The following is a 21,232-nucleotide window of genomic DNA, read 5'->3' as shown; positions in this document are numbered from 1 at the left end:
TTCCTTACGCGCTTGCGATCGTGTGGATCGCTTCGCGCACCTGCTGGAAGGTGCCGCAGCGGCAGATATTGGTGATTGCCTCGTCGATATCGGCGTCGGTGGGCTTCGGCTTCTCGTTCAGCAGCGCCGCCACCGCCATGATCATGCCGCTCTGGCAATAGCCGCATTGCGGCACGTCCTGGGCGATCCAGGCCTCCTGTACCTTGTGCAGCGTATCCCCGGAGGCGAGCCCCTCGATGGTGGTGATCTTCTTGCCCTCGGCTTCGCTGACCGAGACGCCGCAGGAGCGGGTGGCGACGCCTTCGATGTGCACGGTACAGGCGCCGCATTGTGCAATGCCGCAACCATATTTGGTGCCCGTCAGGCCGGCATTCTCGCGAATCGCCCAGAGCAGCGGCGTATCCGGCTCGACGTCGAGTGTGAAGGTTTTTCCGTTGATTGTTAGGTTTGCCATCGCAGTCCCCTGATTGGCCCAATCCACCGATTGAACTCAGGGGCGCAATGTGTCCGGCAAACTGGAACTGTTCAAATCAACAGTCCGAGGGGTGAAATGCGAAGAATTACGCCTCCGAGGGAAGATTGTGGGGAGGGTGGTGTTTTGTCTCGCCCTCCATCATGGTTGATTCGGTCGACCTTCCGCGGGCGCCAATCCATGGGTCTGAGGCGACGCCCGGCTGTGAAGGCCGGTTCCATGGCCGGTCGAGGCCACGGCGACAGTTTGTCCCTTTTGCCGGGGTGCAAGACGCAGGCGCTTTGGTACACTGCGCCGACGCCAGAAGGAGTTCCATGAACGTGCCGAGTCCCAACGTACTGATGCTGTACCCGCTGTTCTCGGCAGAGTCCTTCTGGACCTTTGGCGAATCCTGCAAGGTATTGGGCGTAAAGCGCCCGGCCGCTCCTTTGGGCCTGATCACCGTTGCCGCAATGCTGCCCGAAAGCTGGACGGTCCGGCTGATCGATTGCAACACGGCGTCCTTCAACGACGAGGATCTCGCCTGGGCCGACGTCGTCTTCACCGGCGGGATGATGCCGCAGCAGGCCGACACGCTGCGTCTGATCGAGCTCTGCCGCGCGGCCGGCAAGCCGGTGGTCGTGGGCGGTCCCGATCCGACTTCAAGCCCCCACATCTATGAGCGGGCCGACTTCCGGGTGCTCGGCGAGGCCGAGAGCGTCATCGACGAATTCATTGCGGCCTGGGAGGGTGGCGCGCGGAGCGGCGTCTTCACCGCACCGAAATTCCAGGCGGACGTGACCAAGACGCCGGTGCCGCGTTTCGACTTGCTCAAGTTCGAGGACTATCTCTATCTCGGGGTGCAATATTCGCGCGGCTGTCCCTTCACCTGCGAGTTCTGCGACATCATCGAGCTCTATGGCCGCGTGCCGCGGACCAAGACGATCGAGCAGATGTTCGTCGAGCTCGAGAGGCTCTATCAGATGGGTTACCGCGGCCATCTCGACTTCGTCGACGACAATTTCATCGGCAACAAGAAGTCGCTGCGGCAGTTCCTGCCGAAACTCGCAGAATGGCAGCGTACCCACGGCTATCCTTTCGAATTGTCCACCGAGGCCTCGGTCAATCTCGCCGACGATCCCGAACTGCTGGACCTGATGGGGGCGGCCAATTTCTTCGCCATCTTCGTCGGCATCGAAAGTCCGGATCCGGCGACGCTGGTCGCGATGCGGAAGAAGCAGAACACGCGGCGCAACATCGCCGAGAGCATCCACAAGATCTACGCCGCCGGCATGCTCGTCACCGCGGGCTTCATCGTCGGCTTCGACAACGAGAAGGTCTCCATGGCGGACGCCATGATCGACTTCATCGAGGAAGCGGCGATTCCCGTCAGCATGGTCGGACTGCTCTATGCCTTGCCGAACACGCAACTGACGCGCCGCCTGGAGCGCGAAGGCCGGCTCCACGCGGGCCACGATGTGGCGCCGACCATCGGCGCCGATCAGTGCACGGCCGGGATCAATTTCGATCCGGTGCGCCCGCTGCGCGACATCCTGACGGACTACAAGCGCGTGCTGGAGCACGTCTACAGCCCGGCCGCCTATGCGGGACGGGTCGATCGCTTGATGACGCTGCTCGACCGTTCGCGGCAGCGCCACGAACTCGCGGAAGGGGATATCCGCGCCAAGCTCGGTGCGATGGAGACCGTGCATCGTGTCGTCTCCGCGCTTCCCGAAGCGCGCGGGCCGCTGTGGCAGACATTCATGAACTGCGCCAAGCGCGACACGTCATCGGCGCGCATTGCGGTCCAGATGATCGCCGCCTATGCCCATCTCGGACCGTTCTCGCGCAAGGTCATCGCCGCCATCGATGAGCGGCTGGCGGCGCTGGACGAACAGATTCCGAGTCCAGCCGTGGCTGCAGGCGCGATCGAGGCTCGACATCTGGCCTGACATCCGGAGAGTCGATGGAACCGTCGACCCTTTGATGCTCTGCCCGGCGTGCCGTCCGGGGCGCAAACTGGCTGTCATGTGTGAGATCCCGGCTTGACAGCATGACAACCTCAAGCTGATCGTCATCAGGACGACACCGCGCCTGCCGCGATTTCGGCGTCTGGACGTTCCGCGGGCATTTGAATTGGCCCGCAAGGCTCCGTGCTCGTCTGCCGTTGCGACCGACGTCATTGCCGGAAAAGCTTTAGCGGGGTTGGGCCATGTTCAGGAAGGTGATCCGCTGGTCGGTTGCGCTGATTGTCGTGGCGGTGCTGGTCCTCGCGTATCTGCCTTCCTTCATCGCCGATTCCATCTACAAGAACGTCGACGACATCACCGATGGTGAGATGCCCGCCACCGTCACGGCCTTTCAATCGGGGCCGGACGTCGTCAGTACCATCGGTGGCAGCGGCGAGGGCTTGAACTGCAGCCTGCCGCCCTGGGCCAACATATTTTTCGACGGCGGCAGGGATTCCAACCAAAAGCGCCATCTCGTCCTGCAGCGCTTCAGGCAGGCATGCGTCTTTCACGATCTGTGCTATCGCCATGGCCTTGCGACCTATGGCTATAACCAGAACGATTGCGACCGCATTCTGCAGAACGCGGCTTTTCGACTCTGTCTCTACATACGAAACGGCAGCCAGGAGAGCAGCGCGGCGCGCTGTCAGACCGACTCCAAGATGGTTCTGGCAGGCGTGAGCCTCGGCGGATACGACGCCTATCGCGGCTGGGACCGATCGACCTATTTCGAATTCGATTCGGACCCGTCGCGGTCGAACGGATTTCTGGTCAGCCGTGTGGTGGATCATCCGTTCAAGGCGGTCGCGCCGGCGAAATACGGCAGCGACCCCGATCAGGTCATTCTCATGTTCGAGAACGTCCGCTCCAATCTTGCGGTGACCTGCATCACCTGCGCGAGTGTTCCCGTTCTCGACTGGACGACCGATCCCAACGCCGTCAGCGCCGAGTTGCGCTCGGTCGGTGTGATGCGCTTGCCGGAAGCGCTGCTCAAGCGCGAGCCCATGCTGTCCGAAACCATGCCGGTCTGGTTGCCGCCGCGCCGTCGACACGCGGCGCCGCATCTCCTCGTCGACGGAGCGGGCAAGGACCATCTGATCTGGATGAGCCGGAACAACCCGCAGGACAGCATGTCCTGCATCGTCGGCGCCGATCCGGCGCGTCTCCTCACCAATACCCTGCCGGCCCGGGATCTCTGCTCGGTCGATGCCGGCCCGTCGCTCAGCAGGGTGGAGGTCGACATGTTCGCGACCTCTCCGCTTCCGATGGAGGTGCCCGGAAGTTCGGATTTCGTCTACGCGACGTCGATCAGCACACAGAAGACAAAGGAGCAGCATCTGAGCTTCTGCTCCCGCTCTGCGTCCAGGAAGGTCGAGGACTCCGGAGGCGACGACCAGTCCAAATGCGTCACCTTCCCCGAACCGGAGGTTCGCAAGGGCGCGGCGCTCGGTGCATTTCAGAACTTTCCGCTGGTTCGCGCCGGACAGCAGATCTATTTCGCGCGGGACATCGATCAGCGGACGGATTCGCTGCTGACTGCCGCCTGGCAGCGCGCCTTCGGCAACAGCTTTTCGCCCGACGGTGCCCTGCTCGTGATCGACGTGGCGCCACCGCTCGCCGCCAAAGGGCCCCTTGCGGCCAAGCTGAAGAAGATCGTCCGGTTCAACATCGACGATCGTTTCGATCCGATGATGCCGATCACGCGCAAGGTGGACGATCTGCGATTCCTGAGCCTGGAGGCGTCGAAGTCGAGCGTGCACCTTCGCACGATCGATTTCGCCAGGGACAACCCCTCCGTTGGCAATGCGCGGCTGACGATGGGCAATGGTGACGTGGAGCTGGACCGCTCGTGGGCGGAGAGGCCCGTGCTGGTGCTGGAGACCAGGGAGGCGCGACCGAGGACCAAGCTGGTGTTCTCGCGTGGGGAGATAGCGGTCGAACCGGGCAGGCCCGACGTGTCCCGCGCGACGACCGAAGTGTTGACGCTGCAGACCCTGGTTTTCGAACGCGATGCGGCCGCGCCGTCGGATGCGCCATTCGTGAAATCGGCTGGCGCGGCATGCCGGATCGTCTATGAGTTCGAAGCGAACCACACCGATTGGCCGTGCTATCGCGCGTTCGACCCCGACCGTACGATGCGGGCCTCGCCGGCGACGCGGATGCAGGCTTCCCAGACGCTGGTTGGACGGTTCAGCCAAGGCGGCGGCCATGGCCTCGCATTTCCCGATCTCTGCCTGAAGTCGGAGCCGATCATCCTGAAGCCGCAAGGGGGCACGTTTGTGCCCCTGAGCGAGACTGCGGGCTGGAACGGTCCGCCAAGGCTGACGCGGACGATCAAATGCGAGCCGCTCGATGCCGCGGCAATCGTGAGCCGTCCCATCGCGCAGAAGGCTCCGTGAAGGCGGGCCGGCCGATTGAGGCGCGGACGCGCGTTCGGTCTACTTCACTGCCAGCCGCAGGAAGCTCATCACGCTGCCAAGTGCGGCAAAGCCGGCGCCGAGCGCCAGCGCGACGGTTGCGCCGTCGTGGCCGGCGAGCGCGAAGCAGAGTGCCGCGAGGGCCGCCCCCGTCGTCTGTCCCGTCAGGCGCGCGGTCGCGACGATGCCCGAGGCGCTGCCGCTGCGATGCGGCGGCGCGCTTGACATCACCGCCTTCATGTTTGGCGCCTGGAAGAAGCCGAAGCCCATGCCGCAGATCACCATCCGCCAGATGATGTCGGCAATGGCGGGGTTGGCCGGAAGCGTCGCAAGCAGCGCCATGCCGAGGCCGAGCAGCACCAGGCCGATGCCGCCGAGCAGGCCGACCGCGTGGCGGTCGGACAGGCGTCCAGCGATCGGCGCCATGATGCCGACCACCAGTGGCCACGGCGTCATGAAGAAGCCGGTCTCGACCTGCGAGCGGCCGAGCACGTCCTCGAAATAGAACGGCAGCGAGACGAAGGCGAGCCCCTGCACGGCGAAGGAGCACACCGCGGTCGCGGCCGACAGCGCGAACATCGGCCGACTGAACAGGTCGATCGGCAGCATCGGCGCCGGGTGGTCGGCGTGGCGGCGCGTCAGGATGACGCCGAGCGCGAGGGCCGTGACCAGCTCGATGCCCACGACGACCGGCGACAGATTATGGGCGGCACTGCCGATGCCGGTGATGAACAGGCCGAGGCAGGCCGACGCCAGCACCGCGCCGAGGAAATCAAAGCCGTGATCGGCGCGCGGCGTCTTCGGCAGCATCGCAAAGCCGATGCCGATGGCGACGAGGCCGAACGGGATGTTGACGGCGAACAGCCACGGCCATGGGCCGATGGCCAGGATGGCGGAGGCGATCGTGGGCCCGAATGTGAAGGCGGTCGCGACCACCAGCGCGTTGTGCCCAAAACCGCGGCCCAGCATCCGGCCGGGATAGACGAAGCGCACCAGCGCGGTGTTGACGCTCATGATGCCGCTGGCACCCAGCCCCTGCAGCGTGCGCGCGACCAGCAGGCTCTCCAGCGACCACGCCACCGCGCAGAGCAGCGAGGCGATGGTGAACAGGATGAGGCCGCCGAGATAAATGCGCTGGTGCCCGACGATCTCGCCGAGCGCGCCCAACGGCAGCAGCGTCGCCACCAGCGCGATCTGGTAGACATTGACCACCCAGACCGACTGCTCCGGCGAGACATGCAGATCGGCGGCAATGGCGGGCAGGGCGATGTTGGCGATCGCGGTGTCGAGCGAGGCCATCGCCAGCGCGGTGAAGATCGCGGCGATCGCCCAGCGCCGCTGCGCGGCGGGGAGGCCGTCAGAGATGGTGTGGTCGGGCTCGCGCGCGGCGGCAGGTAACGTGATCGTCATTGCGTTGGCGCGTGGCTCCGGCGGCGCGGCTCAAATCGGTCATTTCGCATGTACTACGGTGGGGCCGCGTTCCACAGGCATATGCTTGCATGCTGTGTATGCGTGAAGGTGGGGCGATGCCGCCTCGCGCTGCCGTATGATCGCGCCGCTGCTGCAAAAATCAGGGGATCGCCATGCAAATCGTCGTTCTGCCCGGTGACGGCATTGGACCTGAGATCACGACCGCCACAACGGGTGTGTTGCGCGCCGCCTCCGAGCGCTTCCAGCTCAATTTGCGCCTGGAGGAGCACGCGGTCGGGCATGCGAGCCTGAAGCTATCAGGCACGACCGTGCGCCCCGAGATGCTCGACATCGTCCGCGCCGCCGACGGCCTGATCCTGGGCCCGACTGCGACGTTCGACTTCAAGGACGAGGCGCGTGGCGAGATCAATCCGTCGAGGTACTTCCGCAAGAACCTCGACCTCTACGCCAATATCAGGCCCGCGCGCACCTATGCGGGGCGGCCCGGCCGCCTCGGTGATTTCGACCTCGTCGTGGTTCGCGAGAATACCGAGGGGTTCTACGCCGACCGCAATCTGGAGCAGGGCAATGGCGAGATGCTGGTCACGCCCGACGTGGTGATCTCGCTGCGAAGGATCACACGCCTATGCTGCGAGCGCATCGCGCATGCCGCATGCCGGCTCGCCATGAAGCGGCAGAGGCACCTTACCATCGTGCACAAGGCCAATGTGCTCAAGATCGGCGACGGCATGTTTCTCGAGATCTGCCGCGCGACGGCGAAGGCCTATCCAGGACTGAGCGTCGACGACATCCTGGTCGATGCCATGATGGCGCATGTGGTGCGCAATCCCGATCGTTTCGACGTCATCGTGTCCACCAACATGTTCGGCGACATCCTGTCCGATCTTACCGCCGAACTTTCGGGGAGCCTCGGCCTCGGCGGCTCGCTCAATGTCGGCGAGCGCTACGCGATGGCGCAGGCCGCGCACGGCTCGGCGCCCGACATTGCCGGACAGGACGTCGCCAATCCCGTCTCGTTGATCCTGTCGACCGCGCTGCTGCTGGCCTGGCACGGCGAGAAGACTGGTGCGGTCCGCTATGAAGAGGCTGGGCACGCGATCGAGGCGGCGGTGGCGAAGGCGATTGGCGAGGGCAGGGCGACGCGGGACGTCGGCGGCAAGCTCGGCACGATCGCGGCGGGGGCGGCGATTGCGGAGATCCTGCAGGCGGAGTGAGCGGTGCTTGCACATTTTTCTCGGGGCCCAAGACAAAAGTCCGAAAAACAACCCCGTGCACAGTAGAAGTCCCCTTGATTGACAAGGGATTTTCGAACCGCATTGCGACGGCAGTCGCGGCTGCGATCAGGTTGACCCGTCGGGCAAAAACGCTGGCCCAGCGATCCTGAAAAAGACTTGGATGCCGGTGAACGTGCGACGCCTATCAAGGCGGGTCACTTATCGGCTTGGCAAGCGCTGACCTACGATATCTCGCGGTGCCGCTGCCCGGCCAGCCCGCCAAGGCTCTTGACCTCGTGATCGCCGAAAGTTTTCTGATCGGCGCCGATCAGGTGATGGACTGAAGTACGTGGGTTCACGGCAGAAGTGTCATGAACTCATAGACGACTACGGCAGCGCCGAGACAGCGCCGCCAGGGATTCACGCCGCGGAAGACCTCGTCGGCGCCCCAGACGACGAGTCCGCCCTTCGCGACGATCGTCAAGCCGACGCTGACGTTGCCTGCGGAAGGCCAGATCCAAAGCAGAAGGCCCGCAACGATAACGATCTAAAGAAGAAGATTCGGCCACTGCGCGATGGTGATGGCACCTGTTTCGCGGCTCCGGAAGAACCAATCAACGAATCGCCGCACCGTCACGGAGCCGATCAGAGCGCAACTTGACCCTCTTCACGGCCCTTCCAATAAGTTATGCGGTTGGCTTTGACCCTGATCAGCACGATGCCCGGCGTATCGATGCCGTGGTCGAACCATTTGTCGAGATCGCTCGTCCAGTGCTGCTGGAAAGCCGCCTTGTCCCGGATCAGTTCGGCCGTCCCCTCGACGGCGACGTAGATCCCCTTCGAGAAGAGGCCCGCTTCCGACGAAAACCCGAGCGCGACTTTCGGATTTCGTTGGATGTCCGATACGGTGCGGGTCTGTTCATAGGCGAAGTAATAAGACGTGCCGTCGTAGGCGACATCGCCGTTGTTGCTCATGGGACGGTTGGCGATTTCGCCGTTCTCGGTGTGGGTCGAAAGAATGGCGATGTCGATGTCGGCCATTTCCTTCGCGATCTCGGCGAGCGATGTCTTGGACATGAACTTTCCTCCAGTGGGGCTGGAGCAACGGCGGGATGCAGGCCGTGTTCCCTGATGAATAGAGCGGGGGTCCATGCCCACCGGCCATTACTTCGCTGATGCAGGCTTGGCGGGTTTGAAGGAAAGGGCCGTCAGCGGGTCTGATTGACGCACTCTTTCTACCTCGAAATAAAACCGCCCCCGACATCAGCCGGGGGCGGTTTGGATGAGATCGTATCAGTGGCCGGTGCCGGGCTTGGTGGTCTTCGGGGGCTTGCCGTCTTCCATGCGGCCCTCATTGCGAAGATCGCGTCCCTCTTGAGCCTTGCGCTGGCTCTCGGGACCCTTGCCGTGCTCGTTCATCTCTTCCTTGATGTAACCGGCGCCTTCCTTGATCTTGCCTTCAACGCTCATGATTTTCTCCTTCGATATAGGAGATAAACGCGTTGGCGGACTCGGCGTTCCGGCATCAGAACGGCGCAGATTTGCGGGGAACCGAGTTGTGCCTTCCCGAGCGCCTAACGCGCCAAAATGGCAGAGCATTTGCGAAACTCATCGTGCTGAGTGCTGAACGTTCGTCGATGGGTGTCGCTGCGCGTTCATGGCGTGGCTCGGACCTTCCGAGCTGTGACGCTGGTGCACGACAGGCGCGCTGCTCACTCATCCGTTTCCGTTCAATTTCGTTTCGCTCTTCCGCTCTTCAGGAGTGGTTGCTGCCACGGGAGGGGCGACTTGCGCCATGCAGTACCTGTTGATCCGCAGGTGGTGGTTGAAGAAGCCGGCGGCGGGTCAGTGATCGTGCGCGCGCCTCTCACGAGCACGATTGACCGCCTTTGAAGGCAAGGAAGATGCTGGCGCGCTGTCGCCGACATTGTTGTCGGCGCGAGGTCGCGGCAAGACGGCTGGTAAGAAACCGGCGGGCTAAGTGACGTGGAGATCAACGCTCGTGGTGGAAAACCCTCACTCGAATACAAGCCCCAACGCCAACCAGGTCGCAAGAGACAAACAGACGCCAATTCCCAAATAGGGCAATGCAAGGCGCATCGGTCACTCCTCAGCTCCGAGACGCTGCGAAAACGCCGTCAGCTTCGCATGTTCGTCGTGCCCTGCCCATATTCCATACGATGTACGAGCTTTGGTTCACGTGGGCGGCAACGCACCCGACTGCATAATGAAGACGACGCCAACAGGAAGCAGACGTGCCTGATTTGACGCCCCCTTGCCGTACCAGGCTGATTTAATTTGACTTCGCATTTGGTTCAAAATATATAATTTATTTAATTATTTAATTGTGGGTATGGTGCCTGCCAAGTCCTTTCGATCTAAGGATTTTTCTTCCATGCTGGACTGCGAAACAGGCGGAGCAAGCGCGCCGCTCTAGCCGTTATCTAAAGAGGCGTGATCGATGCGCCGACCGATTGATACTGCACCCAGGGACGGAGAAGACATCTGGGTGGAAGATGTGACCGGGGCTGTTGACGTCGCTCGCTGGTCGCCTCAAGCAGGCAAATGGGTCTCCAAAGACGGCGCTCCAATCAACGCCGAGCCGACCCATTGGTCTCCCGAAACTGAGGACAGTGACCCAGAGGGCGGGCCATTGGGCATTCCGCTCGCAGCGGCTGTCATTTTGCTTCCCGCGATCCTGATTGGAGCGGCCTTACTGGGTGTGTTCGACACTTTCGGCGCACGAGCAATTCCGGAAACGACGCAAATCGGCGGCGAGAGTGCCCTCAGCTTCGAGCAACGGCCGGAGATAGGGGCGGGGTCGCAAGCGCTCCTTCAGCGCGAAGCAAGCGGAGCCCTGACGTACACGGTGCCGGCAGGCATGGTGCAGCCTGAGACATGGCCGGATCGAGATGCTCTGCACGCTAATGCGCGCGCCAGTGAACTGGACGGGGCGCGCAGGGAACTTGACGAGGCGGTCCAGCACGCGCACGCGGCAAAAATTGCGGCGGACGAGTTGCGGCAATCGCTGCAACAGGAGCAAGCGCGCAACGCTGCGCTTGCGAACGAAGTCGCCGAAATCCGCCGCGAGATCGATGCCCGCGACGCAGGATCGCGGAAGGCGGAGGATGTGGCCGCGCAGCAGAGAGAGGCGGCGCAGCGGGAGATCGCAGAACTAGAGCAGTCCCTGCAGCGCGAGCGGGAAAATAGCGCCGTCCGCGCAAGGCAGGTGAACGCCGCACAGGCAGCAGCGGCGAGCGCTGAGCAGGAACGCCACGAGGCGCAGTCGCGCGCCGCCGCGCTCGCGAGCGAACTTGCCGGAATGCCTCGCCGCTTGCCTATGACGGAAGCTGCGACCGCGGAGCAAAGCCAGGCGGCGGGGCTGGAGATTGCGGAACTGCGGCAGTCCCTGCAGCAAGAGCAGGAAAAGAACGCCGTTCTCGTCACGGAAGCCAAAGCAGCACAGGCAGCAGCTGCCGATGCCGATCAACAACGCCGCGCTCTGGAAAAGGCTCAGGCGCACGCCGCTGCGCTGGAGAGCGAACTTGCCGAAGTGCGCCGGGAGATCGAAGCACGCAACGTGCAACTGCGCGAGGCCGAAAATGCGACCTGGCAGCAGGGCCAGGCAGCGAAACAAGAGATCAGCGAACTGCGACAGTCGCTGAAACAGGAGCTGAGTAAAACCGAGGCCAGGGAGAGAGATCTTGCACCGGGGTGGCGCTCGACCCATGAGCGCGTCCTCGCCGAGCAAGCAAATGACGCCCCGGTCTTGCCGGCGACGCGGAGCGTGGAAGTGGCGGAGCCACCGACCGCTGCCGCCCAGAACGAGGCGGAGGCCCGTTTGATCCCGCGTGCCAGGGCGCTCCTCGATCAGGGAAATATCGGTGCAGCACGCATTGTACTCGAGCTCGCGGCTGAGAAAGACGTTGCGCAGGCAAGTTTCATGCTCGCCGAGACCTACGATCCGGCGGTTCTATCCGCCTGGGGTACTTATGGAACTCGCGGCGAAGCGGCCAAGGCGCGCGAGCTCTACGCGAAGGCACACAGGGCCGGTATTCGCGAAGCGAAGGAACGGCTGGATGCGTTGCGACCCTGAGAATGGGCTTCTTGCAGTCCGAGAGACGAAAGCTCGCGGTGGCTGAGCCGGAAGGGAACGACATGAAGAAGGCGCCAAAGTTACGCTCATTGCTCCTGCTCACTTGGTTGGTGCCGGTCGCTATGATGCTTCAAACGGCCTGCCTGGATGCGCAAACGGCGAAAAATGCCAAGGCCGATGCACAGCTCGACCGACGGCCGCTTCCGAAAGAGAACGAAAAGGACCGGATGAACGCCTGGACGGTCGGGCTCGCCGGGGGCCTGCTCGAGGGCGCGCCGATCCGCCTCGCCGCAGAAATGGCTCGCGTCGTCGACGACGGAGCAGACCTGCATCTCCTGCCGATCGTCACCCGGGGGGCCACCGACAATCTGAATGCGCTGCTCTATTTGCGCGGCGTCGATACTGCCATCATCAATTCCGACGCGCTCGAGGAGTATAAGATTCAGGCACCGCAGATCCGAAGCCGCATCACCTATCTGCTCAATCTCTTCCCATCCGAGCTGCACATTTTTGTGCGGCCTGAAATCACAAGCCTGCAGGATCTTGTCGGCAAGAAGGTGAACTTCAACACCCTGGGCACCGCGGCCGCCTATTCAGGACCACTGATCTTCAGCCGTCTCGGGATCGATGTCGAAAAGACATTCATCCCGCATCAGGTTGCCCTGGAACAGATGCGCAAAGGCGAAATGTCGGCCGTGGTGTTCATCACGTCGAAACCCGTCGACGCCTTCGTAAAGGGCCGTTGGGAGGCTGGATTCAAGTTCCTCCCGATCCGTTACGACAAGAAGTTCGAGGACTATTATCTGCCCGCGACCTTGGACGCCAATGAGTATCCAAATCTGATCAAGCAGGGTGAGCGGGTCTCGACCATCGCGGTCCCGACAGCGCTTGTCGCTTTCAACTGGCCGCTCGGCTCCAATCGCTACCAACGCGTGGCTCGCCTTGTCGAGTACCTGTTCTCGCGCATCGACCGCCTGCAGGCACCAGGCTTCGATCCGAAATGGCAGTCGATCAATCTTGCGGCATCGGTCCCGGGTCTCACCCGCTTCCAAGCCGCGCAGGAATGGCTGGATCGCAAAGCGCGCAGCGTACAGGCGAGGCCATGAAGACTGCCGCTCCTCCGCTCGCTGTCGCCTTCAACGTCGCCTGCGGTATCGCCTACGCGCAAAGTACGAGCGATCCCATGGAAACACTTAGGGCTTGTTCGGCGATGGAGGGACAAGCCCGGCTGGAATGTCTGCAAGACTTGTCGCGCAAGATTCCACCGTCCAGTCGGGGCAGCCGGGATGCTGGCTGGATCGTCAGCGAGACGACTTCGCCAGTCGATTATCTGCCGGTCGTCACCGCCACCGCCACTTCTGTCGGCAACTCGGATGGCGCCGCGATGCAGCTCGCAATCCACTGCCGCAGAGGCCGCACGGAAGTCATAGTCGCCGGACCGGCGCTGTCACGCAGCGCTAACGAATACGTCATCTCCTTTCGGCTGAATGCGGATACGCCAATGCAACTCGCAGCAGCGTCGCCGTCATTCGGATCCGGCGTCGCTTTCGGGGGCGACGTCGTAAAGTTGTTGAGCTCACTACCCGACGACGGCCACATCGTCGTGAGCCTTTTCACCCGCACTGGCCCGGTGCAAGGCGGACAATTCCTGCTCAGCGGATTCGAGAACGTGCGCAAGAAAATGGCGGCTGCATGCAAATGGCCACATGCCATCGCCAGACCGGGTAGGTGATGGTCAGGAAATGGGAGACACGAGATGATCAATCCAAAGTTGGCGATGGCACTCATCGGAGGCTTGACGATACTGCTTCTGGTCGGACCAGGCGCGCAGGCGCAGCAGGACAACCAGTGGATCCCGCAGGCGCGCGAGAAGAGCCAAGCGAGCAACGCGAAGCATCCGGGTGGACAGAAGCAGGTGAGCAAGCCGCGGCAGAACCACGCGATCAGGCAGGATCCTCCGAACAGCACGAAGATGGCTCAGGCTACAAAAACCGAGAGCGCGAAAAAGTCGCACCGGCTGGTGCTGCAGGTTAATTCCAACGACCCTGCGATGATGAACCTCACGCTCAACAATGCGAGCAACGTCGCGCAGTACTATCGCGATCTCGGTGAACCGGTGTCGATCGAGGTCGTCACCTTTGGTCCTGGCCTTCACATGCTGCGCGATGACACCTCGCCGGTAAAGCCGCGCATCGAGGTGCTCGCGATGAGCCATCCCGAAATCTCCTTTAAAGCCTGCGGCAACACGCAGGAAAACATGCGCAAGGCGGAGAACAAGGACATAACCCTGATTCCACAGGCCACGATCGTCAAATCCGGCGTCGTCCGCGTCATGGAGCTGCAGGAGCAGGGCTGGAGTTACGTCAAGCCGTGAGGTCCGGCGTCAAACCGGAGAAGGCGTGCGTTCGCGGGCCGTGGATTCAGGAGACCAACCCTAGAACTGATACCGCCTCAGCCCGCCGTCCACCGGGATCACCGTGCCCGTGATGTACCGCGCCACCGGTGAGGCAAGAAACACTGCCAGTGCGGCGAGGTCTTCCGGCTCGCCCCAATAGCCGACCGGAATTTCCTCTTCCGCAAAGCGCTCGCGATAGTCAGGCGCGTAGTTGCGGCGGATCTGCTCGCTCATGATGCGGCCGGGCGGGATGCAGTTGATGGTGATGCCGTGCTCGCCGATCTCGCGCGACAGGCCCTTGGCCCAGGCGTGCACGGCGGCCTTGGCGGCGAACGCCGCGTTGAGGCCTTCCGGCTCGGACTTGCCGGTGATGTTGACGATGCGGCCCCATTTGCGTTCGATCATCTGCGGCAGCAGCGCATGCGCGATGCGGCGGTAGCTGGTGAAATTCAGCGCGATCGCCTCGTCCCATTTGCTGTCGGGGGCATCGACCGGCAGCGGCCGGCTGCCGCCGGCATTGTTGATGAGGATGTCGACATGGCCGAGCTCCTTCACCGCAAAGGCGGCGATCCGCTCCGCCGCATCCTTGGCCATGACGTCCTGTTCGAGCGGCGTGATCAGCCCGGAGCCTTCCTCCTTCACCAGCTCGGCGAGAAGATCGGTGCGCCGCGCCACGCCGACGACGCGCACGCCCTCGGCGGCGAGGCCCTTGGCGATCGCGCGGCCGATGCCGATGCTCGCGCCGGTGACGACAGCGGTTTTCGATTTGAGCCCGAGGTCCATGGTGACACGCTCTCTTGTTTGGTTCTTGCTTATTGCTGTGCGTTTCCTGCCCGTCCCGCGCGCCTTGCGAATTGCCTGAGCGGGAGGAGCAGTGGTAACCAAGAGCGACGTTGAAGGAAACACGAAAAAGAAAAAGGCGTTGAGACGATGGTCTGGGATCCGCAGCAATACTTAAAATTCTCCGGCCACCGGCTCCGGCCCGCCGTTGACCTCTTGATGCGGATTCCGGATTTTGGCCCCCGCGAGATTGCCGATCTCGGCGCCGGCGCCGGCAACGTGACAAAACTCATCAAGGAGCGCTGGCAGGAGGCGAGCGTGACCGGCGTCGAGGGCTCCGCCGAGATGGTTGCCGCCGGCCGCAAGGCTGCACCCGATGTGGAATGGTCCCACGAGGACCTCGGCCATTGGCGCCCCGCCGGGCAGTACGACTTGATCTATTCCAATGCCGCACTGCACTGGCTGCCCAATCATGCGGCGCTGTTTCCATCGGTCATGGAGAAGGTGAGGCCTGGCGGCATGCTCGCGGTGCAGATGCCGCGCAACTTTCTGGCGCCGTCGCATGTGCTGATCGGCGAGACGGCGCTTGATGGTCCGTGGCGGTCCAAGGTCGAGCATCTCGTGACGCCGCCGCCGGTCGAGGGCCCGGCATTCTATCACGATCTTCTTGCGCCGATGTCGGCCAACATCGACATCTGGGAGACCGAATATCTGCAAGTGCTGGAAGGCGAGAACCCCGTCAAGGAATGGACCAAGGGGACTTGGCTGACGCGCTATCTCGACGTGCTCGCAGGCGAGGAGAAGATTGCATTCGAAGCCGCCTATGGCGCGCGGGTTGCGAGGGCCTATCCGAAGAATGCGGCGGGGCAGACCCTGTTCCGTTCCGCCGTCTCTTCATGGTCGCCCAGCGCAAGAGCTAATGCACTGCCGCAATGCGACATAAGCGCTCGTTCCCCTGGATGGAAGCAGGTGCCGGGTTGCGTAGACAGCGCTCGTCAAGATAGCTTGGCTGCGGCAAATTGGGCTTAGGTCTAGTTGTTCGGCCTGCGGATTGCTGCCACTACTCAAACCGGAAAACAAAAAAAGCACCCGGTTTGTCGAGGTTGTTGGGAGGTCTTCATGCGCAAACTGCTTCTCGCGGTCGCGGCGGCCGCGCTCGTTTTGGCCCCCGTTGTTGCGCAGGCCCAAACTCCGATCGTCATCAAGTTCAGCCACGTCGTCGCCAACGACACGCCGAAGGGGAAGGGCGCGCTGAAGTTCAAGGAGCTCGCCGAGAACTACACCGACGGCAAGGTCAAGGTCGAAGTCTACCCGAACTCCACACTCTATAAGGACAAAGAGGAGATCGAGGCGCTGCAGCTCGGCTCGGTGCACATGCTTGCCCCTTCGACCGCCAAATTCGCGCCCCTTGGTATCAAGGAGTTCGAGGCGCTCGATCTGCCCTGGCTATTCAAGGACGATCAAACCTATTCCAGCGCGATCAAGGGCACCATCGGCAAGTGGCTATTCCAGAAGCTCGAGGCCAAGGGCATTACCGGCCTCGCTTACTGGGACAACGGCTTCCACATGGTCTCCTCGAATCGTCCGCTGATAAAGCCGACGGATTTCCAGGGCCTCAAGTTCCGCATCTCGGGATCCAAGGTCGCCGACCAGTATTTCCGCCTGGTCGGCACCATCCCTCAGATCATGGCGTTCTCCGAGGTCTACCAGGCTTTGCAGACCGGCGTGGTCGACGGCTGCGAGAACACCGCGTCCAATTACTTGACGCAGAAGTTCTACGAGGTGCAGAAAGACATCACCGTTTCCTATCACGCGCATCTGCAATATGCGGTCATCGTCAATTCGAAGTTCTGGTCGGGCCTGCCGCCCGATATCCGCACCCAACTCGACAAGGCGATGGCGGAGGCATCCGACTACACCAACTCGATCGCGCGCCAGGAGAACGAGGACGCGCTGGCCGAGATCAAGAAGACAGGCAAGACCAATCTGCATTACCTGACCGATGCCGATCGCAAGGCGTGGCAGGACGCGATGCAGCCGACTTATAAATGGGCAAAGGGCCGGGTCGGGCAGGAAGTGCTCGATCTCGTCGCCAAGGAACTCGATGTCAAGATGAACTGACGGCCGCGCCCTGACAAGAACAATAGCAACGGTCGGGGGTGATCGCACTCCCGGCCGTTCGCTCTTGAATGGACGAGCCAATGCTGGGGGGACGAAGTTGCTGCGTGTGCTGAATCGTGTGCTCGATCATCTCGAGGAATGGCTGATCGCGACGATGATCGCGGCTGCGACGTCGCTCATCTTCGTCGCCGTGCTGCACCGCTACGGCGCCGGCCTGTCGATCGACATCGCCAAATGGGCGGAAGCCCGCAACCTGACCTTCCTCGCCGTCCCGGCGCGCGCTGCATTCGTCTGGCTTGCCGCGCTTGATTTGTCCTGGGCGCAGGAACTCTGCATCTACATGTTCATCTGGATGGCGAAGTTCGGTGCCGCCTACGGCGTGCGGACCGGCATCCATGTCGGCGTCGACGTGCTGGTCAACATCCTGCCCGGCGGATCGCGCCGCCGCGTCATCACCTTCGGTCTGTTGTGCGGCGCTCTCTTCACCGCCATCGTCGCCTATTTCGGCGCCGCGTTCGTGGGGCAGATGTGGCAGACCGGCCAGCAATCCAACGATTTGGAAGCACCGATGTGGATGGTGTATCTCACCATCCCGCTCGGGTCCGGCTTGATGTGCTTCCGCTTCCTGCAGGTCGCCTGGTCGTTCCATCGCACCGGCGAACTGCCGCATCACGACATGGCGGGTGTCGAGGGGGTCGAGGCGGATCCGGTGCATCCGGCGCCGGTCACGCATAGTCAGGTCGTCCGCGACGAGCGCAGCCCGCTCGGCTGGATCCTGATGCTGCTGCCAGTCCTGATCGTCGCGCTGTGCTTCGCGCATGCGGGCCATGTCATCACGCTGCCGCAGGGCTTGCGCGTCCTCATCGTGTTCGCGCTTCTGCTCTCCTTGATGCTGACGGGTATGCCGATCTCGATCGCGCTCGGTCTCACCGTGCTCAGCTTCATGTTCACCTTGACCGACGTGCGCACGGAATCGGTAGCGCTGAAGCTGTTCACCGGCATCGAGAACTTCGAGATCATGGCGATCCCGTTCTTCATCCTCGCCGGCAACTTCCTGACCCATGGCGGGGTGGCGCGGCGGATGATCACCTTCGCGACCTCGCTGGTCGGCCATTGGTACGGCGGTCTCGCGCTGTCGGGGGTGGTCGCCTGCGCGCTGTTTGCCGCCATTTCCGGCTCGTCGCCGGCGACCGTGGTGGCGATCGGCTCGGTGATCCTGCCGGCGATGGTCGCGCAAGGCTTCCCGAAGCGGTTCGGCGCGGGCGTGATCACGACGTCGGGCTCGCTTGGAATTCTCATTCCGCCGTCGATCCCGATGGTTCTCTACGCCGTCTCCACCAACAGCTCGGTCGGCAAGCTCTTCATCGCCGGCATCGTGCCGGGATTGGTCCTGGCCTCGCTTCTCGGCGCCACGACGTTCTATCGGGCCTGGCGCAACGACTATCCGCGGATGCCGAAGGCAACGCTGTTCGAGCGCTTCGATGCCTTCCGCAAGTCGATCTGGGGCATCCTGCTGATCGTGATCGTGATCGGCGGCATCTACAGCGGCCTGTTCACGCCGACCGAAGCTGCCGCCGTCAGTGCGGTCTACGCCTTCATCGTCGCCGTGTTCATCTATAAAGACCTGAAGCTGAGCGACGTGCCGCGGGTGCTGCTGTCGTCGGCGAATCTCTCGGCGATGCTGCTTTACATCATCACCAACGCCGTCCTGTTCTCGTTCCTGATGACTTACGAAAATGTGCCGCAAGCACTGGCGCAATGGATGATCGACCAGGGCCTGGGGTGGATCGGCTTCCTGCTCCTCGTCAACCTGCTGCTGCTGCTGGCGGGCAACGTGATGGAGCCGTCCTCGATCATCCTGATCATGGCCCCGATCCTGTTTCCGGTCGCGATCAAGCTCGGCATCGACCCGATCCATTTCGGCATCCTGATGACAGTCAACATGGAGGTTGGCCTCTGCCATCCGCCTGTCGGCCTCAACCTCTACGTCGCCTCCGGCATCGCCAAGATGGGCATCACCGAGCTCACGGTCGCGGTGTGGCCGTGGCTGTTGACGATGCTGGGATTCCTGGTGGTGGTGACGTATTGGCCCGGGCTGTCGCTGTGGCTGCCGCGATTGCTGGGGATGTAGCGATGGGAGCTGCACGAAGCGACCTCCCCCTCCAGGGGAGAGTGAACCCGGCTGCGCTTCGCTCCATCAATGGCAAACGGCTGTGAGATGCGGTTAGATGGCTCTCACCAGATCAGGGGAGCCATCTCGATGACGGACATTTCGAACAGCGAGCCGAAGGACGCGACGCCGTCCGTCGTCGCGCAGCAAACAACGATGCTGAACGCGCTGCCGTTTTCCGACACGCGGGATTTCGACGACGCCGCGCGTGGCTTCCTCGGAACGATCGAGAACGCGACGATCACGAACCCGCAAGGGAGGACGGTCTGGAGCCTCGAGCCTTACGGCTTTCTGTCCACCGATCAGGCGCCGCCTACGGTCAATCCGAGCCTGTGGCGGCAGTCGCGTCTCAACATGCAGCACGGCCTGTTCGAGGTCGTGCCCGGTGTCTACCAGGTACGCGGGCTCGACATCGCCAACATGACGCTGATCGAGGGCGACAGCGGCGTCATCGTCGTCGACACTCTGACCTCGATCGAAGGCGCCCGCGCCGCGCTCGATCTTTACTTTAGGCATCGTGGCCTGAAGCCCGTTGCTGCCGTGATCTTCACCCACACCCACACCGATCATTGGGGCGGCGCGCGCGGCGTGCTGGAGGACGACGCGCTCGCCACCGGCCGCGTGCCGATCATCGCTCCGAACCTGTTCATGGAGCACGCTGTCTCCGAGAATATCATCGCAGGCCCCGCGATGCTGCGCCGGGCGCAGTATCAGTTCGGGCCGCTGCTCGCCAAGGGGACGCGGGGGCAGGTCGATTGCGGGCTCGGTAAGTCGATGGCGGCAGGATCAGTTGCGCTGCTACGCCCGACCGATTTGATCATGGCGACCGGCGACAGGCGCGTCATCGACGGCGTCGAGTTCGAATTCCAGATGGCGCCGAACAGCGAAGCACGGGCGGAGATGCATTTCTTCATCCCGCGCTACAGGCTGTTGAACCTCGCCGAGAACTGCACTCATAATTTCCACAATCTGTTGCCGTTCCGCGGTGCCGACGTGCGCGACGCGCTGGCCTGGTCAAAATATCTGGGCGAGGCCTTGCAGCTCTGGGACGGCAAGGCGGAGGCGATGTGCGGCCAACATCATTGGCCGGTGTGGGGAGCTGACCGCATCGGCACGATGATCCGGCAGCAGCGCGACCTCTACAAATTTGCGCATGACCAGACCATCCGCCTGATGAATCACGGCCTCACCGCGGCCGAGATCGCCGAGACGATCCAGCTGCCCAAGAGCCTGGAAGGCGCCTGGCACGGCCGCGGCTATTACGGCCACATCCGGCACAATGTGAAGGCGATCTACCAGAAATATCTCGGCTGGTACGACGCCAACCCGGTCAATCTCGATCCGCTGCCGCCGGTGGAGTCAGGCAGGAAGTACGTCGAGTATATGGGCGGGGCGGATGCGATCCTCGCGCGGGTGCGTGCGGATTTCGATAAGGGTGAATTCCGCTTTGTCGCCCAAGTGCTCGGCCATCTCGTCTTCGCCGAGCCCGACCATGCGGCAGCGCGCGCGTTGCTCGCCGACACGCTGGAGCAGCTCGGCTACGCCGCCGAAAGCGCGACCTGGCGTAACGCCTATCTGTTCGGCGCGCAGGAATTGCGCCAGGGCATGCCGAAGGTGCCGGCGCGCCCCCCGATGCCGCGCGAGACGCTGGCTGCGCTGCGCACCAGCCAGCTCTGGGACGTGCTCGGCATCCGCCTCAACGGTCCCAACGCCGAGGGCAAGCGCATCGTGCTGAACTGGAGTTTTTCCGATACCGGCGAGACCTTCGTGCTCAATCTGGAGAACTGCGCGCTGACCTATAGCGAGGGCGTGCAGGCAGAGGGCGCCGATGCCAGCTTCACGCTGGCGCGCGCAACGCTCGACGAGGTGATCGCCAAGCTGACGAGCTTTCCGGAGGCGGTGGCTGCGGGCAAGGTCAAGCTGTCGGGCAACCCGATGAAGCTCGCCGAGCTGATGGGCCTGATGGACGAGTTTCCGCGCATGTTCGAGATCGTGGAGCCGAAGCGGGCGGTGGTGAGGTAGGTGCTTTCGCAACAATACCAGTGTCGTCCCGGCGAAAGCCGGGACCCATAACCACAGGATTGCGTTTTTGCGCGAGCTGGCAACTCCGAGTCTTCGCAAAACTAATGCTGCGGAGTATGGGTCCCG

Annotated in this window: 15 protein-coding genes and 3 pseudogenes; 12 read left to right on the top strand and 6 right to left on the bottom strand. The window is 62.8% G+C overall.

The window, feature by feature from the left end:
* Window positions 1-4: 4 nt before the first annotated feature.
* Window positions 5-454 (bottom strand): (2Fe-2S)-binding protein, encoded by a 450-nt coding sequence (locus tag CIT37_RS29340; protein WP_028135089.1) that lies wholly within the window; start codon window positions 452-454, stop codon window positions 5-7.
* Between the two features lie 332 nt (window positions 455-786).
* Between CIT37_RS29340 and CIT37_RS29335 the strand changes: the two genes are divergently transcribed.
* Both CIT37_RS29335 and CIT37_RS29330 read left to right on the top strand, forming a co-directional pair.
* The gene (locus CIT37_RS29335) at window positions 787-2,403 is read left to right on the top strand and encodes a B12-binding domain-containing radical SAM protein (protein ID WP_028143113.1); all 1,617 of its coding nucleotides are present in this window, start codon (window positions 787-789) and stop codon (window positions 2,401-2,403) included.
* Between the two features lie 260 nt (window positions 2,404-2,663).
* Window positions 2,664-4,859, top strand: a complete 2,196-nt coding sequence (locus CIT37_RS29330; RefSeq protein WP_095426403.1) for a hypothetical protein — start codon at window positions 2,664-2,666, stop codon at window positions 4,857-4,859.
* Between the two features lie 39 nt (window positions 4,860-4,898).
* Here CIT37_RS29330 and CIT37_RS29325 read toward each other — a convergent pair whose 3' ends face one another.
* Entirely contained in the window at window positions 4,899-6,287 is a 1,389-nt protein-coding gene (locus tag CIT37_RS29325) for an MFS transporter (RefSeq protein WP_038946964.1), read from the bottom strand.
* Between the two features lie 173 nt (window positions 6,288-6,460).
* Here CIT37_RS29325 and CIT37_RS29320 point away from each other — a divergent pair, with 173 nt between their 5' ends.
* Entirely contained in the window at window positions 6,461-7,522 is a 1,062-nt protein-coding gene (locus CIT37_RS29320; protein WP_095426402.1) for an isocitrate/isopropylmalate dehydrogenase family protein, read from the top strand.
* A gap of 355 nt (window positions 7,523-7,877) precedes the next feature.
* On the opposite strand, the pseudogene CIT37_RS29315 reads toward CIT37_RS29320, so the two are convergent.
* The 3 genes and pseudogenes from CIT37_RS29315 to CIT37_RS29305 all read right to left on the bottom strand — a co-directional run bounded on the left by CIT37_RS29315 (window position 7,878) and on the right by CIT37_RS29305 (window position 8,992).
* A pseudogene (locus CIT37_RS29315) lies at window positions 7,878-8,153 on the bottom strand (hypothetical protein).
* 14 nt (window positions 8,154-8,167) lie between these two features.
* Window positions 8,168-8,599: a pyridoxamine 5'-phosphate oxidase family protein gene (locus tag CIT37_RS29310; RefSeq protein WP_028143108.1), complete on the bottom strand. Its 432-nt coding sequence runs from the start codon at window positions 8,597-8,599 to the stop codon at window positions 8,168-8,170.
* A gap of 216 nt (window positions 8,600-8,815) precedes the next feature.
* On the bottom strand, window positions 8,816-8,992 hold the full coding sequence (locus CIT37_RS29305) for a hypothetical protein (protein ID WP_162832242.1): 177 nt from the start codon (window positions 8,990-8,992) through the stop codon (window positions 8,816-8,818).
* A gap of 1,039 nt (window positions 8,993-10,031) precedes the next feature.
* Here CIT37_RS29305 and CIT37_RS29300 point away from each other — a divergent pair.
* From CIT37_RS29300 to CIT37_RS29285, 4 genes are all read left to right on the top strand, one after another.
* Window positions 10,032-11,618: a coiled-coil domain-containing protein gene (locus tag CIT37_RS29300; RefSeq protein ID WP_095426401.1), complete on the top strand. Its 1,587-nt coding sequence runs from the start codon at window positions 10,032-10,034 to the stop codon at window positions 11,616-11,618.
* A gap of 62 nt (window positions 11,619-11,680) precedes the next feature.
* Window positions 11,681-12,724 (top strand): TAXI family TRAP transporter solute-binding subunit, encoded by a 1,044-nt coding sequence (locus tag CIT37_RS29295; RefSeq protein ID WP_038946970.1) that lies wholly within the window; start codon window positions 11,681-11,683, stop codon window positions 12,722-12,724.
* Window positions 12,721-13,350, top strand: coding sequence for a hypothetical protein (locus CIT37_RS29290; protein WP_028143104.1), 630 nt, complete (start codon window positions 12,721-12,723; stop codon window positions 13,348-13,350). The genes CIT37_RS29295 and CIT37_RS29290 overlap by 4 nt, the downstream gene beginning before the upstream one ends.
* Before the next feature lie 24 nt (window positions 13,351-13,374).
* Window positions 13,375-13,992: a DsrE family protein gene (locus CIT37_RS29285; RefSeq protein ID WP_244611290.1), complete on the top strand. Its 618-nt coding sequence runs from the start codon at window positions 13,375-13,377 to the stop codon at window positions 13,990-13,992.
* 60 nt (window positions 13,993-14,052) lie between these two features.
* Here CIT37_RS29285 and CIT37_RS29280 read toward each other — a convergent pair whose 3' ends face one another.
* Window positions 14,053-14,796 carry an SDR family NAD(P)-dependent oxidoreductase gene (locus tag CIT37_RS29280; RefSeq protein WP_095426400.1) on the bottom strand — a complete coding sequence of 248 codons (744 nt, stop codon included), beginning with the start codon at window positions 14,794-14,796 and terminating at the stop codon, window positions 14,053-14,055.
* A gap of 147 nt (window positions 14,797-14,943) precedes the next feature.
* Here CIT37_RS29280 and CIT37_RS29275 point away from each other — a divergent pair.
* The 5 genes and pseudogenes from CIT37_RS29275 (at window position 14,944) to CIT37_RS29255 (ending at window position 21,106) form a co-directional block, all read left to right on the top strand.
* Window positions 14,944-15,713 (top strand): annotated as a pseudogene (locus tag CIT37_RS29275) (methyltransferase domain-containing protein).
* Between the two features lie 199 nt (window positions 15,714-15,912).
* On the top strand, window positions 15,913-16,914 hold the full coding sequence (locus CIT37_RS29270; RefSeq protein ID WP_038946977.1) for a DctP family TRAP transporter solute-binding subunit: 1,002 nt from the start codon (window positions 15,913-15,915) through the stop codon (window positions 16,912-16,914).
* A gap of 154 nt (window positions 16,915-17,068) precedes the next feature.
* Window positions 17,069-17,497, top strand: a pseudogene (locus CIT37_RS29265) (TRAP transporter small permease); the annotation flags it as partial.
* Between the two features lie 306 nt (window positions 17,498-17,803).
* Window positions 17,804-19,045 carry a TRAP transporter large permease gene (locus CIT37_RS29260; protein WP_049801726.1) on the top strand — a complete coding sequence of 414 codons (1,242 nt, stop codon included), beginning with the start codon at window positions 17,804-17,806 and terminating at the stop codon, window positions 19,043-19,045.
* A 129-nt stretch (window positions 19,046-19,174) separates the two neighbouring features.
* A complete protein-coding gene (locus CIT37_RS29255) occupies window positions 19,175-21,106 on the top strand; it encodes an alkyl/aryl-sulfatase (RefSeq protein ID WP_095426399.1) in 1,932 nt (643 codons plus the stop codon).
* The last annotated feature ends 126 nt before the right edge of the window (window positions 21,107-21,232 follow it).

The organism is Bradyrhizobium ottawaense (assembly GCF_002278135.3).
GTDB lineage: Bacteria > Pseudomonadota > Alphaproteobacteria > Rhizobiales > Xanthobacteraceae > Bradyrhizobium > Bradyrhizobium ottawaense.
The sequence above is the reverse complement of the archived record's forward strand: the minus strand, read 5'-3'. Positions and strand labels throughout refer to the sequence as shown.

What these genes read in the sequence shown, in the direction of transcription:
- CIT37_RS29320 (WP_095426402.1), top strand. Translation starts at nt 6,461, where the DNA reads ATGCAAATCGTCGTTCTGCCCGGTGACGGCATTGGACCTGAGATCACG.
- CIT37_RS29270 (WP_038946977.1), top strand. Translation starts at nt 15,913, where the DNA reads ATGCGCAAACTGCTTCTCGCGGTCGCGGCGGCCGCGCTCGTTTTGGCC.
- CIT37_RS29330 (WP_095426403.1), top strand. Translation starts at nt 2,664, where the DNA reads ATGTTCAGGAAGGTGATCCGCTGGTCGGTTGCGCTGATTGTCGTGGCG.
- CIT37_RS29310 (WP_028143108.1), bottom strand. Translation starts at nt 8,599, where the DNA reads ATGTCCAAGACATCGCTCGCCGAGATCGCGAAGGAAATGGCCGACATC.
- CIT37_RS29325 (WP_038946964.1), bottom strand. Translation starts at nt 6,287, where the DNA reads ATGACGATCACGTTACCTGCCGCCGCGCGCGAGCCCGACCACACCATC.
- CIT37_RS29340 (WP_028135089.1), bottom strand. Translation starts at nt 454, where the DNA reads ATGGCAAACCTAACAATCAACGGAAAAACCTTCACACTCGACGTCGAG.
- CIT37_RS29285 (WP_244611290.1), top strand. Translation starts at nt 13,375, where the DNA reads ATGATCAATCCAAAGTTGGCGATGGCACTCATCGGAGGCTTGACGATA.
- CIT37_RS29255 (WP_095426399.1), top strand. Translation starts at nt 19,175, where the DNA reads ATGACGGACATTTCGAACAGCGAGCCGAAGGACGCGACGCCGTCCGTC.
- CIT37_RS29260 (WP_049801726.1), top strand. Translation starts at nt 17,804, where the DNA reads ATGCTGACGGGTATGCCGATCTCGATCGCGCTCGGTCTCACCGTGCTC.
- CIT37_RS29290 (WP_028143104.1), top strand. Translation starts at nt 12,721, where the DNA reads ATGAAGACTGCCGCTCCTCCGCTCGCTGTCGCCTTCAACGTCGCCTGC.
- CIT37_RS29280 (WP_095426400.1), bottom strand. Translation starts at nt 14,796, where the DNA reads ATGGACCTCGGGCTCAAATCGAAAACCGCTGTCGTCACCGGCGCGAGC.
- CIT37_RS29335 (WP_028143113.1), top strand. Translation starts at nt 787, where the DNA reads ATGAACGTGCCGAGTCCCAACGTACTGATGCTGTACCCGCTGTTCTCG.
- CIT37_RS29305 (WP_162832242.1), bottom strand. Translation starts at nt 8,992, where the DNA reads ATGAGCGTTGAAGGCAAGATCAAGGAAGGCGCCGGTTACATCAAGGAA.
- CIT37_RS29295 (WP_038946970.1), top strand. Translation starts at nt 11,681, where the DNA reads ATGAAGAAGGCGCCAAAGTTACGCTCATTGCTCCTGCTCACTTGGTTG.